The following is an 18,446-nucleotide window of genomic DNA, read 5'->3' as shown; positions in this document are numbered from 1 at the left end:
GGGTTAATTGGGTCAAGTACGGTTTCGATTTCGATCACTCCTGATATGAGAGCATTTTCCAGGCAAAAGAGATCTGAACCTAAAACTCTTAGTTATTAATTTTAGTTATTAACTTCATCAGTTACTTGCTCCTGGAAAGAATTAGAAGCAAAAAGACCTCGTCCCACTTTCTTCCATCTCCCTTCTTTTGCACCTCGACGCAATTCCGTAGACAAGGAGTTTTTAGCACGGAGTTGTTCATGATCAGATTTGGCATCAAATAGTCTGCTGGCAATCTGTTCTCGGTTAACCGGAGCAGCAAAGTTATCTAAGATAATCTCTACCGCTTCCCGTAATGTCTTACCTCTAAATTCTGGATATAACATATCTCTGGGATTGCGCTTTTGACCCTCCTCATCGTCTTGGTTTTCCCTTTGGTTTTCTTCAAAGGATTCCTCTTCTAATTCCTCATCAACAAAAGTTACTTGACCGACATTGCCACTTGAATTCACAGTGGGAGCTTGTTCAGATAAATGATTAGCATTAACCTCAAGTTCCCGGAAAGCACTCGATATTTCCGCTGCAATATCATCGTTTTCCGCTGCAATATCGTTTTCCGCTGCAATATCGTTGCTGGATAGTTCGGCTTCAAGCTTATTCTGATAATAGGCAACGTTTGCCCGTTTTTGCTCCACTAAAGCCTTTACCTCAACCAGGTTTGCTTCCGCTTCAGTAAGTTCTCGCTGGGTTTGTTCTAGCTGAGTTTTGATCCAATTAATATGGTCTTCTTGAGCAGATTTAAGATTCATGGTTGTCAGTTGCATGTCTTGTAAATCAAGCTTTTACGGAAAGTATAGCAGTATTTTTTTAGTTTTGCCATCCAATCGAGTTAAATTTTATTAAAAAAAACTTTTTTTTTTTGTTTACTCAATCCCTTAGTATCCTTCTGTAATAATCCTGCTAAGGAAAGGTTTTCACAGCTACAGGACTTAGGCAAAACTTGTAAACCAACCCTATAACTACTAGGATGCATTAATAAAAACTGCTACAGCTATGTAGATTTACTGGGCAACTCCTGACTATCATGAGTATCTAATAGGATTGTGACTTATACCCCCCATAACTTTAAATTTAGCTTTAATTTAGCTGAACTATTTAATTTTTGCTATAACTTAAAAACAACTGTTTTCAGAGCTGCTGTTACTTTGTTACAAAATTAATCTCCCATCGACTTTTTTATAGTTAATATCCGCTATATTAATAAAGCTTATTTTTTCCTGAGTATCAGCTAATATTAAGCTGAAAATCCCCAAAAAATATTATTATTAAATTTAAATTAGTTTCACTAGCTTTAGCTCCTAAAAAGTATTGTATGATGATCATCAACAAGCAATTGATACTGCAATTGTTTGTTGGCCACTCTCTAGAAAGCTGATCGCCCTAGGCTCAAGGCTGAATCCATAACTGGCCTCAGCCGTCAGCCGTCAGCCGTCAGCGGTCAGAAGTCAGCCGTCAGCTGAGGTAACAGAGATTAAACCAATGTAGCGGATTAGCTGATAGCACCTCAAGTAGCATCTCAAGTAGCGCATTAGCTGATAGCTGATAGCTTACCTGTAAAGTTATAAACTTTTGTTAATTTCATCCCCAAACAAGCCATTTAAGATAACCAGAATCTCTAGATAATTTGATTACTATGTCTCAAGTTGAATTGCAACGGTCCCAACTCATGATAAGTACAAGAAGAAGCAGTCAATCTCATCCCCGAAACGTCATGAAGGGTTTCAAGTTAGTTTCATTAACATTACTGGCAATGGTGATGGTACTGGTGGTACACGCTGAGCCGAGTTTCGCACAGGAATCCGCTAGTAGTGGAGGATTCAATCCTCAAGAACTACTGCGCAATGCTTTGCAGTGGATTGATAGTCTTGGACCCATCGGAGCGATCGCATTTATCGCAATCTATATCATTGCTGCCGTAGCATTTTTGCCTGGGTCCATCCTTACCCTAGGGGCTGGGGTAGTATTTGGTGTTGCCTTAGGCTCAATCTATGTGTTCATCGGAGCCACTATCGGAGCCACGGCTGCTTTTCTGGTTGGGCGTTATCTAGCTAGGGACTGGATTGCTCAAAAAATTGCTGGCAATGACAAGTTTAGTGCCATTGATGAAGCAGTAGGTCAGGAAGGATTCAAAATAGTGCTGTTGACTCGACTCTCTCCTGTATTTCCCTTCAACCTCTTAAACTATGCCTATGGTCTAACTGGGGTTTCTCTGAAAGACTACGTCTTAGGCTCCATTGGCATGATTCCAGGAACAGTCATGTACGTTTACATCGGTTCTCTGGCTGGAGACCTGGCCATGATCGGTGGTGGTGACGCACCCACCAATCCCACTTTCCAGTGGGCAATTCGGATTATTGGTTTTATCGCCACTGTGGCAATAACACTTTTTATTACTAATCTGGCTAAGAAGGCTTTAGCCAAAAGCGTTTCTAAGGAGACAGTTTAGGAGATTTAAGGTTAGGAGATTTAAGGTTAGCAGGTTGAAGGTTGAAGGTTAAAGGTTAGGAAGTTAAAGGTTAGGAAGTTGTTCCCGTAGCGTGGCCTATTGGCCAAGGTTAAAGGTTAGAAGGTTAAAGGTTATAGAGATCCGTAAATTTTTGTTCCCGATTCCCGATTCCCGATTCCCTACTCCCGATTCCCTACTCCCTACTCCCTACTCCCTACTCCCTACTCCCTACTCCCTACTCCCTACTCCCTAAAAAATTAATTGAATTTTGAACTATCAAAGGAGTTATTATAAATGTCAAGTTCTCAATATCAAAGAGTTATTGTTCCACCTATGGACGAGTATAACCAGAGGTTGGTTAACTACGTTCATCCAGGAGATTGGGTTAATCCAAAACCTGTTGATTGTTATGACCTAGTAGTTATTGGTGCTGGTACAGCTGGATTAGTTACAGCAGCAGGTGCAGCAGGTATTGGTGTTGGTTTGAAGGTGGCGTTGATTGAACGGCATTTGATGGGTGGGGATTGTTTAAATGTAGGTTGTGTCCCCTCCAAGTGTTTGATTCGGTCATCTCGGGTAGTGGCTGAGATGCGCAATGCGGGAGCCTTTGGGGTTAAAGTTCCAGATAATATTGAAGTAGACTTTCCCGCAGTGATGGAACGGATGCGTCGGCTACGGGCAGGGATTAGCCATCACGATTCTGCTAAACGCTTCAAAGATACTTATGGTATTGATATATTTTTAGGAAATGGTCGGTTTACCGGTGATGATACCATTGAAGTAAACGATACTACCCTCAAGTTTAAGAAAGCGGTAATTGCTACAGGAGCAAGAGCAGTAAGACCCCGAGTTGAGGGCATGGAAGAGGCGGGGTATCTCACCAATGAAACGGTATTTTCTCTGACAGAACGTCCCAATCGATTAGCTGTTATTGGTGGCGGTCCCATTGGCTGTGAATTAGCTCAGTCTTTCCGCCGTTTAGGTTGTGAAGTGGTGCTGTTCCATCGCCGTTCTCACATTTTAAATAAAGAGGATGCTGACGCCGCCGATATTGTTCAAAAAGTCTTTTTAAAAGAAGGTATCCGTTTAGTCCTGAGTGCCCAATTGAAGCGGGTCGAGAAGACAGAGGCAGGTAAAACCTTACACTTCAATAGCTGCACTGGTTTGGAAGAGTCGGTCACAGTAGATGAAATTTTGATCGGTGCTGGACGTGCGCCCAATGTGGAAGGGTTAAATTTGGAATTGGTAGGGGTAGAGTATGACCAGCGTAAAGGAGTGAAGGTGAATGATTACCTTGAGACTACCAATCCCAAAATTTATGCTGCTGGTGATATTTGCATGGACTGGAAGTTTACCCATGCAGCGGATTCAGCCGCACGGATTGTGATTAAGAATACTCTATTTTCTCCCTTTGGCTTGGGTAAATATAAACTGAGTAACTTGGTGATGCCTTGGGCAACTTATACTGATCCAGAAATTGCCCATGTGGGGATGTATGAACATGAAGCTCAAGCGAAAGGGTTTAATGTTAATACGATTAAAATTCCGTTTAGTACTGTAGACCGAGCGATCGCAGATGGCGAAGAAGAGGGATTTGTTAAAATTCACCACAAGAAGGGGTCAGATCAAATCCTCGGAGCAACTATTGTGGCGACTCATGCAGGAGAAATGATTTCTGAGGTGACTACAGCAATTGTCCATAAGATTGGTTTGAGTAAGCTTTCCAGCGTAATTCATCCCTATCCCACTCAAGCAGAAGGAATTAAAAAAGCGGCAGATGCCTATCGCCGCACTCTCTTAACACCAAGAACTAAAACATTTTTAGAATTCCTGACGAAGCTTTCTTAGGTAAAAAGGCAAGAGGCAAAAGGCAAGAGGCAAAAGGCAAAAGGCAAGAGGCAAGAGGCAAAAGTAAAGAGGGTTTTAAGTGATGCAGCGCCGATCTGAGGGGGTTTACCCCAAGACCGGGCTGCATCGCTTTTATCGTACTTCCTACTCTGTTCCCTCTTTAAAACTTCTGAGTTTTACCCTTACCCCTAGAGCTTTTTGGGTTTTGCTGATTCTGGGTATCATTGAGCCCCCCTAGCCCCCCAATTTTGGGGGGAACAAAACTCTTAAAGTCCCCCAAGGTTGGGGGATTTAGGGGGCTTGCCCAAAACCAGAGGATCGCGGATTCATACTTCAATTCAGCAACGCCGTTTTTTGAGCCATTGATTACGGTAGTTATATAGGGTTTACAAATGATTTCTAAAACTATATTTTAATTTTTTCTAAGGAAAAATAGTCTCTATTCCTTACTCCTGTTACCCTATCGGGAGTTTTATGTTCCCTAAAGCGTTTAATGATCTGTTTACATCTCAAATATAAATCCTATAATCCAAATTCCCCAGTTAAAATATAAGAGTTCCGATAGTTTTCAACTATGACTGGTTTGGATCGACATTCCGCACTTCAAACCTATTACAAGAGAGTTGTCAACGAAGGAAGTGGATTCTAGGCTTGATTATTGAGAGGGTGCGTAGGGTGCGTAGGGTGCGTGAGGGGCGGGCTTGCCATCATGTTCAACACCGAGGGACAGTTTTGAGACAACCTGCCCCGTAACGCACCACCCAAAGGCGAGTCTTCATTTTTTTTGTAGCCAGTGTTAGGACAGGGCGTCCGGAAATATTGATAACGGGCAAGATGCCCATTCCACCAGCATGCCCATTCCACCAACATGCCCATTCCACCAACATGCCCATTCCATCCACCGGGTCAATCAGGCTTTAATCAGATGCATCCAAGTTGAAGTGCGGGAAGTGGGTTTAACCAAGGCAGTAGTTAAAATCTCGGATCGTGAAATAATCATGAGCGTTACTAGTAAATATGTACCTTGCCAAGAAAAGTCTTACTAGGCTATTAACTTCACTAATTTCTGCTTCTGTCATCCTGAGTGTAAATTTTTATTTGCCAACTAAGAGTGTGGCGGATTATTCAAATCCTAACTTATATTCCGAGGCAGATGTAGACCGCTCTAATAAATCTCCAATACTACGTAATCTAAGAGAAGCGATGCAACTTTTTGAGCAAGGAAATCGACAGTATAAAAATGCTCAATATTCAGAGGCAGAAAAATCACTAAAAATGGCTTTGGATTTATTAGATGCTGGTTCATTACGAGGGTTTAATAACCCTAAAACACGTCAGGAAGGTTTCTCTTTTAAGATTCCGTTCATTTTAAATATAGAATCTTCAAAGACTATTCCAGTAGCTAGCAATATCTCTAATTTTCTTGTACCTTTGGATAATCTTTATGCCAAAATAATATATCTTATTACTCAAGGTTATAATCCTTCAGAAGCAGCTTTACAGGTAAGTAATGAGGAGATCAAGGAGTCAGTAGAAGAATTTATACAAAGCTTACAAGGTAACTCTCCTAATTTAGATGATACTCCACAAGAGGAAAACACTAATGAAATCTCAAACTTTGGAGTGGACACTCTTGAAGATGTTCACAGTTTAGAATTAAAAACTCTACAACTACTGCAAAGAGTATTTGTCGCACAAGGGAAGGACGACAAGTTTGAAGAAGAAGCCTTCAAAGCTGCACAATTAATTCGCAATCTTGAGCTACTTAGAATTGTCCCCTTTGCTGCCTATGCTCTAAGTGATGAGGTATACCAGGGAACAAGAGTATACGATAACACGTTATTACCAAAACTGACATTTCCCGATAATTTATCCTATAAGGATTTTAGGAGAATTGCTCAAGAGCAAAAATCTACAATAGTTTACTATTCAGTGGCTTCTGAAACCGAACTTTTTGCATGGATTGCTCAGCCGACAGGTAAAGTATACTTCCGAAAAATAGATTTTACTCCTTCTGATATTTCTTTGGATAAACTTGTTAAAAGTGGATATAGAGCAGCTTCTTCTTATCTAGATCGAGGAAATGAAAGAAAAGAATCAATTCAACCAGTTCGCGACCTCAAGCTAAGAAATCTAGAGGAAAGATTTGTACGTGAGTCCGAGCATCAAGAAAAACTTAAACAACTACACCAACGTCTTATTGATCCTATAGAAGACTTATTGCCTGCATCTCCTGAAGAGCATGTGGTTTTCATACCACAAAATTCTCTGTTCTTAGTGCCTTTCCCTGCTCTAAAAGATTCCTCTGGTCGCTACTTAATTGAAAAACATACTATTCGGACGGCTCCGAATCTACACAGTCTCCTTCATAAACGCCGCCCCTTGGATAGATTTCCTAGAGGTAGAGATATCCTGATTGTAGGAAACCCGGCTGATCGAAATGTACTTAACTTGCCAGGAGCTGAAAAGGAAGCTATAAATATTGCTCAGCGATCAGGAAGTGATGCTCTTATCAGAAACGAATCGAATGAGAACACAGTTCGTTCTCGAATCAGTAATGCTAAGATTCTGCACTTTGCTACACATGGTGTCTTGGATGTACGACCCTCCAAACCACGAGATGTGATGATGGTCATAGAAACAGGAAAAAACAGCACATTTGTCCACAGGATAGAAGGAGTTCCAAATTCTAAACGAATAAGTAATGGTGTATCCTATAGTTTCTGGTTTGATAGAGAAGAAGAGAAAACGTGGCATATAGTTAGAACCAAAGGTTCTTTACCTGGTGCCATTAAATTGTATGGTTCTTACCTCACCTCTCAGGAAATTTTAAATCTAAAACTGAATGCCAGCTTAGCAGTTTTGAGTGCTTGCAATACTGCATATGGGGAATTCGGGTACAGTACAGTGCTAGGACTTCCCCTATCTCTTGGTCTAGCTGGAGTTCCTCGTGTAGCTGTTTCTCTTTGGTCAGTACCAGATGAATCAACCCAAATCCTAATGTCTGATTTTTATACCCAGATGAGAATACAAGCTGCCCAGGGCAGAGTAATTGATGAACCTCAAGCTCTACGCAAGGCAATGCTCACAGTTAAAAACGACAAGCAACATCAAGATCCAATCAATTGGGCAGGGTTTACGTTAATGGATGTATCACAGTAGCATGTGAAACCAAATAGTTACAAACCATCTAATCTACTCTGCTATCCATCACTGACTTTAAATCTTCCAGGTTGTTCTTAACCTTAACAGTGTTGGGGTGATTAGATCCTAACTTTGTTTCTAAAATCCTTACTGCATCACTATAAAGTGGCTTAGCTACTTCATATCGTTTCTGATTGTAGTTAAACTTGGCTAAATTGTTCAGGCTAATTGCCACATCAGGGTGCATCTCCCCTAACAGTTGCTTCCTCATATCTAACACTTGGTGGTATAGAGATTCAGCTTTAGTTGTATTACCTAAATCCTCATATAAAGCTGCGAGATTAGTGAGTCCAGTTGCCACATCAGGGTGCTTCTCTCCTAATATGTGTTTCTGGATTTCCAATGCTTTTGTCAACAATGGTTCTGCTGCTTCGTATTTCCCCTGCTCAGAGTAGACTAGCGCCAAACTATTTGAAGCCATAGCAACATCACGATGTTTATCCCCAAAAAGTTCCTTGTACAGATTTAGTGCTTGCAAATACATCTTTTCTGATTCTTGATACCGCTTTTGATGGTAGTAACAAGATCCCAGAGCATTAAAACTATCTGCAATACGAAGATGGTTTGCATCAAGTAAGCGTTGTCGCATTTCCAACGTTTGTAAAAACAAGGATTCTGCTTCCTCGTAACGCCCCTGATCCTGGTAGAGCCAAGCTAGATTGCTGAGACTTTCTGCTAGATCAGGATGTTCTTCTCCGAATAACTTGCGCCTCATGTCTAATGCTTGTTTATAGAGAAGTTCCGCTTCTTCATAACGCCCCTGATAATTGTAAAGTAAAGCTAGATTGTTTAGACTTTCTGCTGTATCAGGATGTTCTTGCTCCAATAGCTTGCGCCTAATCTCCAATGCTTGTTTATAGAGAGGTTCTGCTTTAGAGTATTGTCCTTGAGCTTGGTAAATAGATGCTAGGTTATTACTAGTCCTAGCCAGATAAAAATGCTCAGCACCAAATCGTTCCTCAACCTGATCTCGACATCGCTTGTACCATATCTCTGCCTGACTATAAAGTCCTTTTCCTTCGTAGAATCTTCCTAACCCTTGGAAAGGTGTAATAAAATCTGCCTCACTTAGATAGTCCCTTAATGCTATGGCAACCTCTTCAACATGAGGGATAATATCTTCTACTTCTAGCAAAAATTCTTGGGTAGGATACTGTGGAATTGTATTGGCAACAGCTACCATTACAAAACATAAATTTTGTTTCATTTCATTGACTTGCTTCGCCTTTTCTCCATTTTCAAACTGCTTCAATTTATTCTGAAAAAACTCCCGAATCAGTTGATGTAGGCTGTAGGTTTCCTCCCCAGTTTGTTGCAGCAAACTATATTCTGTAAGGGCATAGTCTCGGATATCCTCTAAATCCTCTTCGTCTGAGTCAGGCAAGCACTGGTTGACTAATTGCCAAGCAAAGGGAGCCAGTGCAAATAGACTGAGCAAACAACCTAATTGCTGAGCCAGTGGGTCAAGTTCTTGCCAACTGAGTTCAAAAGCTGCAGCTACTCCCCTTTGTTCCGTCATTTCCCCAGATGGCTTTTGTAGCGAACGATGCTCTAGTCCCAGTCGCTGCCGCATTTGAGCTATAGACAAATGTGGCTTGCGTTTTAAATATCGTCCTACTAACTCCAAGCCCAAGGGCAAAAATCCCAACTCCAAACACAGTTGTTTGGCTTGGTCAAGTTCTAGGTCAATACGCTCTTTTCCAACTAATGAAGTCAACAGTTCTGTAGCTGCTTCTTCAGAAAGAACATCCAAGGAAAGTGTTTCAAAGGATTCACCCAACCATTGCCTCCTGCTAGTAAACAGTACCTTGAACCGTGGCTCAGGTGGTGGAAGATAGGATTTGACTTGTAGATAGTCTCTAACATCATCCAAGATTAGTAGCACTTCACCCTCTTGCCAGTTTCGCCAACAGTAAGCTACCTGCTCCTCCAAATCCAATCCCGATGGTAACTGCATATTCAACTGCACCTTAGCAAAGCTGACAATGTCAAGACCTACTGCTGCTTCCTCCGACCAACAGATACCACCAGGGTAAGTACCCAGTTCTTTATGAAGCATGGCGTATTGCAGAGCCAATTCTGTTTTCCCAATACCACCCATGCCAGCGATCGCACAAATACCAACTCGTTCTGTCTGCTGCAATTGTTGGTGTAGGGTTTCAAGAACTTTGCCACGTCCAACAAATTTAATCACACCACTGCGGGGCAGGTTTGAGGGAATACTTGCAGGTAAAATACCAGCAGATGTTGGGGGAGTGGCAAATAGTTGACCCCCTTCTGGCCAGCGCAGGTAAAGCACCGGACGATACCACTGGTTGTTTTCCACTCCCATGGCCTCTCGTCCCTGACTGACAGCCACAGCCAGTGAATTTTTCTGTCCTAAGGAACGATAAAACTGTTCGGCAAAATTGCTAGCACTCTCAACACTGACAGAGTATTGCATCGCTACCACAGCAGGGACTCGGTGACCAACCAGGTTTTGTGCCGCACCATTGAACGCAGATTCCCCTGCTACTGCCATGCCTGATTGACAGGCGCTCAGCACACAAAGGGATATGCCTCTACTTTGGCTAATGCTATCGTTTAAGCTCGACTGCTGGAGTAATGTTCCTAACTCCGAACCGCTGATATAATCAGCTCTGCCATACTCATCCTCGAAAACCAAATACCCTTGAGGCTCCGGTAATAGTGCCTTGCAAGCTCGGCATCGCTCACGTTTGATACCCTTGTGCATAGTACGGCACTTTTGGTTAGAGCAGCGCTTACCAAACAAACCATGTCCATCAAAATGGAGTACCTGGGGAGCTTTATCCCCTTGATATTCGGTCAGATAAGCTCTTAGCTCTTTGAGGGTGGGATAAGATAGCTCACTCAGACGAATATGTCCAGCAACACTAGCTTTCTCCAGACCATCACGGATTGCTTGCTGTTCCTGTTTTGAAAGCGGCTTGAGTCCTAAGTCTGAGTCACAAGCTGCCGATGAAACCAGCAACACATTCACCTGCTCAACACGGGGTAAAGACGGAGGGGCGGTGTCGTGAGCAATGTATCGTGCTAACCCAACCTGATGATGGCATAAAAATTTTTGCCCGTTATGCAGTAATTCCCACGGATAATCCGCCAACCGAGAACGCTGTACCACATCAGCTTCAAACTTGAGCCGAATCAGCAGTTGTGTGTGTTTATCCTCAGCCAGACTGATAGATTTCTGGAGAGCTTTTTCTACTTTACTGTTTGAGGGAAAAAGTACCCGATAGAGCGCTCTGCCAATGTTGGCTTGATAGTCAGGATGAAAAGTATTGCGGTCAGAAGCTAAAATACCTGCTTTGACCAGCCACTCTTGTTCTCCCTCTTCAGGAAAGTTTTCAGAACAAAAACTAGTACTCTCCAGAGCCTTGATTAAACTAATCCTCCAGTCTTTCCTACCCTCAATAAAGGGTAACTCTGACTCGCTTTCACCCTCACCGACAGGAGATTGGGTAACGATGGCTTTGAACCGAGTCCCATTGATGGGAGATAGATACAGCTCAAATAGTTCCATTTAATCTGTTAGTCTAGGTTTGCTCAGAACTGATCGCTTAAATTGTCCTCACTGCCTTTTAAAGTCCCTTCAATAGATTGCTCGACTAGTTCCCTTAAGCGATCTGGATAGCGCTTCCTGTAGATTTTCAGAAGTGTTTCCTTACTCACAAGAGGGGAAAGTTTAACCTTGACCTTCTGCACATCATCCCGGCTTCCTCCCCCGCCTAAGTCAAGAACATAAATTTTTACCCCGCCTTTGGCTTCCTTCTTAACAGTAACTTGTAGCTCCAGCTCTACGGAATCTACGCTCAAAAGCGGGATGTCTGGCTCTTGGTCAGGGGAAGTGATGAGTAGTTCCTGCTTGACCTGTTCAATCAGTTCCGTAAGTCCTATTGTGTTCTCTTCCGACACCTTTTCACTCCTCCAAAGATCGATAGGTTGCATCTAATATTTGTAAAGGTGCGCTTGACCTTGGCGAATTTAATTCGCCACAGGTCGCACGTAAATGTTGCTAGTGGTGGTTTAGGGAGGGGCTAGCCCTGATTTTCAGCCTCTGAGCGCCTTGTTGGCACGACTCGCCCGAAAATTGTAACGGGCAAGATGCCCGTTACACCCACCGGATCAAACAGCAAAAGTGAGATGCACCCGATCGATAGAGCAAAAATCTCTAGCAAAATTTATCTATTTATAACTCATCTGGTAATCCAGGCGCTTGGTTCTAATCATTTTTAGCATAGATTACATAATGCCTGTCACTATGCCACAGTGTTCAATATCTTGTACCATCCTAAAAGATGCAAAACCAGTCATAGTTTAAAACTATCCGAACTATTCTATCTTTCTACTCCCAACTCCCTACTCCCTACTCCCTTTTCCCTTAGCTATAGATAGTATAAAAAAAATACCATCACAGGAAAACTATGGCAACAGGGATGCTCGTTAACGGACAATGGACTAACGAAGTCTATCAGCAAGACCCCCAAGGACGATTCATGCGTAATCCCACCAAGTTCCGTAATTGGATTCGTGCTGATGGCTCCACAGACTATAAACCAGCCTCTGGACGCTACCATCTCTATGTTTCCTATGCTTGTCCCTGGGCGCACCGCACTCTGATTATGCGAGCCTTAAAGGGATTGGAGCAAGCAATTACCCTGTCCATTGTTGACCCATTGATGGATAAAGATGGATGGGAATTTTCCGATGGGCCTGGTTGTATCCCTGATACAGTCAATGGTGCTCGCTATCTGCGGGAAGTTTATATCAAAGGTGACCCTAACTGTACCGGACGGGTGACAGTTCCAGTACTTTGGGATAAGGAAACTGGCACGATTGTTAACAATGAATCCCGTGAAATTATTCGGATGTTTGACCTAGAGTTCGACGGGATTGCTCAGTCGGATATCAGCTTTTATCCGGAGAATTTACGAGAAGAGATTGATAAAACCATTGATGCCATTTACCAACCTATTAATAATGGTGTTTATCGAGCTGGATTCGCTACGACTCAGCAAGCTTATGAAGAAGGAGTAACTGACCTCTTTAATGCCCTTGACTATTGGGAAGGGGTGTTAGGTAAACAGCGTTATCTCTGTGGCGATCGCATTACAGAAGCCGATTGGTGTATGTTTACCACTCTGCTACGCTTTGACTCAGTTTACTATTTCCATTTCAAATGTAATTGGCAACGAATTCTGGATTATCCCAATTTGTGGAATTATCTCAAAGACCTTTATCATCAGCCAGGGGTAGAAGAAACTTGTAATATTGACCACATTAAGCAGCATTATTATAGGAGTCATCCCTTTATTAATCCCTCTGGAATTGTACCAAAAGGACCACAAATTAGTTTTAGTGATTAACGCTATCAGCGATCAGCTATCAGCGATCAGCTATCAGCTATCAGCTATCAGCTATCAGCTATCAGCTTTTGAATAACAGGACTTAGGCAAGTGCCCCCTAAATCCCCCAATTCTGGGGGACTTTGACATCATTACCCCCCAAAATTGGGGGGCTAGGGGGGCAAAACCCACTAAATTTCGTAAGTCCGAAATAAAATAAGCTGACCGCTGACGGCTGACTGCTGACCGCTGATAGCTTACGTGTCAAGTTATTCTTGATTCAAGAAAGGAGACTTAGATTTGATTTTAAATACGGAATCTGAAAACTCACCAAGGGAATCAGGGACAGATACAATTTCCGGTTCGGTGCGTTTTCCAAACATCAAGGTAGCCTTACTAGTAGAGGGAGAGAAAAGAATCTGTGTGATTTTGCTATAATCCCACCGTTTCTGATCATAGAGAGCAAGCACCTTCGTAAGATTCTCTAAAGTCATCTCCTCCTTATTCTCGAACATAAACTCAACAGGACGATTAAAGACTTTGTCCAAAAACGTGCCGTAAAACTCATCAATATAGAGGTTTCGAGTTTGTGTCATCATCAGTACCTTACGCAATTCCTGACTTAACTCATAGGCTCCGTCTTTGGTACAAATCACCTGCTCATTGATAGCAACGGATTTCTGAGACCCATTTTTGCGACAGGGATTATTGTTAGAAGACTTTACCACTCGTCCAGAGTTCAGGTCGTCCCCAAGTTGATCAAACTCATCAACCACTCCGCGTGTGCCTTGGATTATACGTCTGCCTTCACGAATGGTATTGGTTACCTCTTGAACATCTCGACGGATTTGGCGGAGCTCATCGAATAATCCAGCAATCTCGAAGGTGCTAACATTGCTATTGTCATGCTTCCGAGGTACTATTCCGGCTTTTGCGGGAAGCATTTGCCACATCACGGACGCTGACAACAGGTAAGCTGAACCTTGGAAAATGAATTTGTGAACCATGACTATCGAATCCTGACTTAAAGTGGTCCACTATCTTTTTCTTTTGGCAAAATGAAAATCCGGAAACTTATCGACAATTTTTCCGGATCTGGTTAACTTACCCTTGTATTATCAACTCCGGTTGAATACCCATGATTAAGAGTGTGGGGAGATGGGGAGATGGGGAGATGGGGAGATGGACAGAATTATCACGGAACTAATTGTATAATATAATACATATTTTTGATAATTTATACGTAATTAAAGTACCTACTCGCCGTAAAAAACCTACCCTTGTAAGCTACTCCCTACTCCCTACTCCCTACTCCCTACTCCCTACTCCCTACTCCCTATTCCCTATTTCCTGGATTTCCCGTCGATAGCGGGGACGTGCTGGTATTCCCCAGCATACTTGCTGCTCTGGGATATTACTAAAAACAGTGCTGCGAGCACCAATTACGGCATTAGCTCCAATGTGGACACCGGGAGCAACAAAGCAATCGGCGGCAATCCAGGCTCCGTTACCAATATTAATCTCAGATGTGATTAAACCAAAGGCTGGGTCTTTCATATCGTGGCTACCAGTACAGAGGTAACATTTTTGAGAAATCACGCAATGACTACCAATGCGAATCCTATCCAAGCTGTAGAAAACCACATCATCCCCAATCCAACTGTACTCACCAACTTCTACTTTCCACGGGTAAGTAAAACGAGCAGTGGGTCGAATGATGACATTAGTACCAATCTTGGCTCCAAATAGTTGTAGCAGCCATCGGCGGAAGCCATTGAAGTTATGAGGACTTAAGGGAAATGCGATCGCTTGCACTAACCACCAGAGTAAGATGAACCAGCCCGGACGTCCTCGGTCAAACCAAGATTGGTCGTACTGGCGTAAATCCACTAAGGGTTCTAAATCTAACGCTGGTAGTTTACTTAAGTCATTAGTCATAATGAAGAATTAAGAATGAAGAATTTAGAATTTAGAATTTAGAATTTAGAATTTAGAATTTAGAATTTAGAATTTAGAAGGCAGGCAGAATTTATAAGGTAGCCAGAATTTAGAAGGCAGGCAGAATTTATAAGGCCGAATGTAAGGAGGTACACAAAATTAATTACACATTTCATAAAACTCAAAGCCTTACAATGTAAAGGTTACAGAGATGGCGATTCGGTAATTAATTCTGTGTAGGTGCTTAGAATGCAGAATGTATAATTCTCAATTCTACATTCTTAATTCTACATTCTCAATTCTCAATTCTACATTCTCAATTCTTAATTCTCAATTCTACATTCTTAATTCTGAATTCTTAATTCTTAATTCTACATTCTTAATTCAAAATGGAGTCTCAGGTATTTGTAGAGACAACTGATGGCTTTGGCGTTACTGGTGTCTGTACTGGTTCAGTTTTTTCTACATTCAGCTTACCGCTAAACTTTTGTAACTCATAGAGTTTGACACCAATTTGATACTCATACTGACTCAACAGGCGTCCATAAATGTACCCAGCTTTTCCATCTAAAAAGCCCAGCTGTATAAAGTAAAACAAAATAAACCGCAGTATTGGTTTAAACGGTAGTCGAACCCAGATTTTTTTCAGAAACCGCTTACGCTGCACTGCGTCTCCAAACAAATTTCCCCCGATGGTGCCAGAGTCATCTTTACCTGTTAGTATATTCAGATAGACACGAGCTTCCCAATTAGAGTAGCGATTGTGCCGTTCTAGCCAATGGTAAATGTCCTTAAAGTCGATGTGCAGCATATCATTTTGAAGATAGCCAGCTTTGCCTTCTAAGACAACGTGTTCATGCACTTCGTTGTCTCCAGTATTGGGAATTCCTTCCGTTTTCAGGTTTTCGTAGCGACCTTTTTCGTGTTTAAACAACCGTAGATTCCAGTCTGGATATTTGCCACCAAAACGAATCCATTGTCCTAGGAAGAATACTTTACGATTGATATAGTAGCCGTTATAATCATGATTTTCGATTGCCACAGCAATCTCATCCCAAAGTTCTGGAGTAATGCGTTCGTCACAATCAACAATTAATACCCATTCATTACGGAATTCAATATTTTCTAAGCTCCAGTTTTTCTTTTTGGGCCAAAACCCATCAAAATAGAATTGAACTATGTTGGCACCGTATTCTTCGACAATTTCAATGGAGCGATCGCTGCTTTGGGAATCGACAACAAAAACTTCATCTGCTCTATTAACACTCTCAAGACAAGCTGGTAAATTAGCCTCTTCATTTTTGGCTGGAATTATAACTGATACCGGAAGTTTAGTGTTAGGGGATTTCATAATTAAACACCTGCAATTGTGGAAGTTTTATTAAAAGTCTATTGGCCAATAATAACTAACAGCAAACCTTAACTAAAATTAAGGCTTATCAGTAAACATTGAACAGTCAACAATCAACCAAAAGTATCTGTGCTATAGCAAAGGGAACAGGGAACAGGGAACAGGGAACAGGGAGCAGGGAGCAGGGAGTAGGGAACAGGGAACAAACATTCTCTCAATTCCTACACGGATTGCTATATAATATAAGATTACCTCTTATCCAGTCTCATTAATTACTGGACTGGTTGTGGGATACAGAGGAGTTGCTCCTTTGTAGCATTCCTTTAATTACTGCACTCAGATAACCGATTTGACCATAGGCATAAACCAAATTATCAAAGCGCAGAGCTGGATTGCGGAAGTGCTTCAAGGATTTGTAGATTCCTCGCATCATTCGTTCACCTCCCCGTAACAATTGGGCAGTACCAGCACGACCAACCAATTGTTCCCGGTAACACTCGCTAATACCTTGCCACCAACCACGATTCAAAAACCAACGTTTATTGATTCGTTCTGGGGCAACATTGTGAGCCACTAGAGCATCAGGTAGATAAGCAACATGCCAACCATCCTGGAGAGCTAATTCTGTCATATGTAACTCTTCATTAGATAACAAATTTTTCCCCACACGACCTAAATTGACATCAAAACCACCGATTTTATCCAGGAAAGTCCGCCTGATCGAGTAATTTAAACCTCTGGGAGTCAAACCAGGATTTTGGATCTCAATTACGGTTTCGCCTAGGTCATAAGCTCCCAAATTTCCGGCTAGGTCTGGTGACAACCAGGAGGGAGAGGTAATGCCATCTGGCCACAATAGGGTAACTTTACCACCAGCAATTGCTAGTTTCTCGTTGCTTTGATAAGCTTCGTAAATTGTCTTAAGCCAACGGGCACTGGCAACCGCATCATCATCCAGATAAGCTAAAATAGCAGCACGGGCAGTGGCCGCCCCGGTGTTACGAGCCACGGATAAACCAAGTACGGGTTCATAAACATAGTTTAGTCGAGAGTTGTCCAAGCGTTGGTCAACTATGTTACGGGTGCGATCGCTTGAGGCATTATCGACCACAATTACTTCATAATCGGCAAAATCCTGCTGTAGCAAGCTATCAATGGCGGCACCCAAATATTGTTCGCGATTGTGGGTGCAGATGATGGCAGAAATTAGAGGCTCTGACATAGGGAACCTGATCGAAGAAGCTTCATTCTTAGTATTCCCTACTCAAGCAGGATTGTTCAACCTTTTTTATTACCATGATTAACCCATATAGTGTTAATGGGTTATAAATCAGTTGCACAGAGACATTACACTGAAGTCAGTAGTTCAAGCTTCTTTACAAAGATTTCCATAGTTCGGTTTAGTTTTTTTCATCAGCATCTTTCAGAATTATTAATTGGATTGACTGAAACTCTTATTGGTTATGGCAGTTACTATCAAGCAGTTGAATCAATGGAAACAACAGGAGCGCCAGATTGTGGTGCTGACTGCTGCGGATTATGCGATCGCTCAGCTGTTGGATGAAGCGGGAGTAGACATAATCATGGTCGGGGATTCTCTAGCAATGGTTACGCTGGGTTACTCCACAACGCTGCCAGTGACCCTTGATGACATGATTCACCATGCCAAAGCGGTGTGTCGCGGTGTTAAACGGGCATTAGTGGTTTGTGATTTGCCGTTTTTGAGTTATCAGGAAAGTCCTCAGCAGGCAATCCACTCTGCCGGTCGAGTTTTGAAGGAAACTGGGGCAGTGGCAGTGAAGTTGGAGGGAGGATACCCTGCCATGGCTGAAACTGTGGCCAGACTTACCGCTGTGGGAATTCCGGTGATGGGTCATGTAGGTTTAACACCGCAGTCTATTCATCTACTGGGTTTACGGCAACAAGGAAAAACAGCGGAAACTGGGGAGCGGATTTTGCAGGATGCGATCGCATTGGAGCAAGCTGGTGCCTTTGCTATCGTTTTAGAGCATATTCCCCCCGATTTGGCAAGGTCAATTACACAAAAATTAACTATTTCCACCATTGGCATTGGAGCCGGACCCCACTGTGATGGGCAGGTGTTAGTTACAGCGGATTTACTAGGACTTTCCGAGCGCCAGCCACCCTTTGCTAAGTCTTATGTTAATTTGCGCCAGGTAATTACCCAAGCCGTGCAGGAGTTTAGTACTGAGGTTCGTTCTGGAAAATTTCCAAAAGACCAATAATCAAGATATCA

General features: G+C 42.4%; 15 protein-coding genes. 8 read left to right on the top strand and 7 right to left on the bottom strand.

The features are described 5' to 3' along the window. Nucleotides 1-101 precede the first annotated feature (101 nt). Nucleotides 102-788 carry a hypothetical protein gene (locus F6K51_RS02670; RefSeq protein ID WP_293017854.1) on the bottom strand — a complete coding sequence of 229 codons (687 nt, stop codon included), beginning with the start codon at nt 786-788 and terminating at the stop codon, nt 102-104. Nucleotides 789-1,795: 1,007 nt separating this feature from the next. Between F6K51_RS02670 and F6K51_RS02665 the strand changes: the two genes are divergently transcribed. The 4 genes from F6K51_RS02665 (at nt 1,796) to F6K51_RS02650 (ending at nt 7,495) form a co-directional block, all read left to right on the top strand. Next, on the top strand, nt 1,796-2,485 hold the full coding sequence (locus F6K51_RS02665; protein WP_365939894.1) for a TVP38/TMEM64 family protein: 690 nt from the start codon (nt 1,796-1,798) through the stop codon (nt 2,483-2,485). Nucleotides 2,486-2,576: 91 nt separating this feature from the next. Beyond that, nucleotides 2,577-2,738, top strand: a complete 162-nt coding sequence (locus F6K51_RS02660; protein WP_293017852.1) for a hypothetical protein — start codon at nt 2,577-2,579, stop codon at nt 2,736-2,738. 41 nt (nt 2,739-2,779) lie between these two features. After that, on the top strand, nt 2,780-4,333 hold the full coding sequence (locus F6K51_RS02655) for a mercuric reductase (RefSeq protein WP_293017850.1): 1,554 nt from the start codon (nt 2,780-2,782) through the stop codon (nt 4,331-4,333). Between the two features lie 1,017 nt (nt 4,334-5,350). Continuing rightward, nucleotides 5,351-7,495, top strand: coding sequence for a CHAT domain-containing protein (locus F6K51_RS02650; protein WP_293017848.1), 2,145 nt, complete (start codon nt 5,351-5,353; stop codon nt 7,493-7,495). 28 nt (nt 7,496-7,523) lie between these two features. Here F6K51_RS02650 and F6K51_RS02645 read toward each other — a convergent pair whose 3' ends face one another. Beyond that, nucleotides 7,524-11,078, bottom strand: a complete 3,555-nt coding sequence (locus F6K51_RS02645) for a tetratricopeptide repeat protein (protein ID WP_293017847.1) — start codon at nt 11,076-11,078, stop codon at nt 7,524-7,526. Between the two features lie 23 nt (nt 11,079-11,101). Then, nucleotides 11,102-11,470, bottom strand: a complete 369-nt coding sequence (locus F6K51_RS02640; RefSeq protein ID WP_293017846.1) for a trypco2 family protein — start codon at nt 11,468-11,470, stop codon at nt 11,102-11,104. A gap of 354 nt (nt 11,471-11,824) precedes the next feature. Between F6K51_RS02640 and F6K51_RS02635 the strand changes: the two genes are divergently transcribed. Next, nucleotides 11,825-11,950 carry a hypothetical protein gene (locus F6K51_RS02635; protein WP_293017845.1) on the top strand — a complete coding sequence of 42 codons (126 nt, stop codon included), beginning with the start codon at nt 11,825-11,827 and terminating at the stop codon, nt 11,948-11,950. Nucleotides 11,951-11,979: 29 nt separating this feature from the next. Beyond that, a complete protein-coding gene (locus F6K51_RS02630; protein ID WP_293017844.1) occupies nt 11,980-12,921 on the top strand; it encodes a glutathione S-transferase family protein in 942 nt (313 codons plus the stop codon). Between the two features lie 248 nt (nt 12,922-13,169). Here F6K51_RS02630 and F6K51_RS02625 read toward each other — a convergent pair whose 3' ends face one another. Further along, complete coding sequence (locus F6K51_RS02625; protein ID WP_293017843.1) at nt 13,170-13,907, bottom strand: hypothetical protein; 738 nt, start codon at nt 13,905-13,907, stop codon at nt 13,170-13,172. A 200-nt stretch (nt 13,908-14,107) separates the two neighbouring features. Between F6K51_RS02625 and F6K51_RS02620 the strand changes: the two genes are divergently transcribed. Further along, nucleotides 14,108-14,269: a hypothetical protein gene (locus F6K51_RS02620; protein WP_293017841.1), complete on the top strand. Its 162-nt coding sequence runs from the start codon at nt 14,108-14,110 to the stop codon at nt 14,267-14,269. Here F6K51_RS02620 and hpsU read toward each other — a convergent pair. The 3 genes from hpsU to F6K51_RS02605 all read right to left on the bottom strand — a co-directional run bounded on the left by hpsU (nt 14,230) and on the right by F6K51_RS02605 (nt 17,411). Then, nucleotides 14,230-14,838, bottom strand: a complete 609-nt coding sequence (hpsU, locus tag F6K51_RS02615) for a hormogonium polysaccharide biosynthesis acetyltransferase HpsU (protein ID WP_293017839.1) — start codon at nt 14,836-14,838, stop codon at nt 14,230-14,232. The two genes, F6K51_RS02620 and hpsU, sit on opposite strands and share 40 nt — an antisense overlap. A 397-nt stretch (nt 14,839-15,235) precedes the next feature. After that, nucleotides 15,236-16,189, bottom strand: a complete 954-nt coding sequence (locus F6K51_RS02610; RefSeq protein WP_293017837.1) for a glycosyltransferase family 2 protein — start codon at nt 16,187-16,189, stop codon at nt 15,236-15,238. 268 nt (nt 16,190-16,457) lie between these two features. Then, the gene (locus F6K51_RS02605) at nt 16,458-17,411 is read right to left on the bottom strand and encodes a glycosyltransferase family 2 protein (protein WP_293017835.1); all 954 of its coding nucleotides are present in this window, start codon (nt 17,409-17,411) and stop codon (nt 16,458-16,460) included. A 241-nt stretch (nt 17,412-17,652) separates the two neighbouring features. Here F6K51_RS02605 and panB point away from each other — a divergent pair, with 241 nt between their 5' ends. Next, complete coding sequence (panB, locus tag F6K51_RS02600; protein WP_293017833.1) at nt 17,653-18,435, top strand: 3-methyl-2-oxobutanoate hydroxymethyltransferase; 783 nt, start codon at nt 17,653-17,655, stop codon at nt 18,433-18,435. The last annotated feature ends 11 nt before the right edge of the window (nt 18,436-18,446 follow it).

The sequence above is a fragment of the Moorena sp. SIO3I8 genome (assembly GCF_010692325.1).
Taxonomy (GTDB): domain Bacteria; phylum Cyanobacteriota; class Cyanobacteriia; order Cyanobacteriales; family Coleofasciculaceae; genus Moorena.
This window is presented reverse-complemented; position numbering and strand designations above follow the sequence as displayed.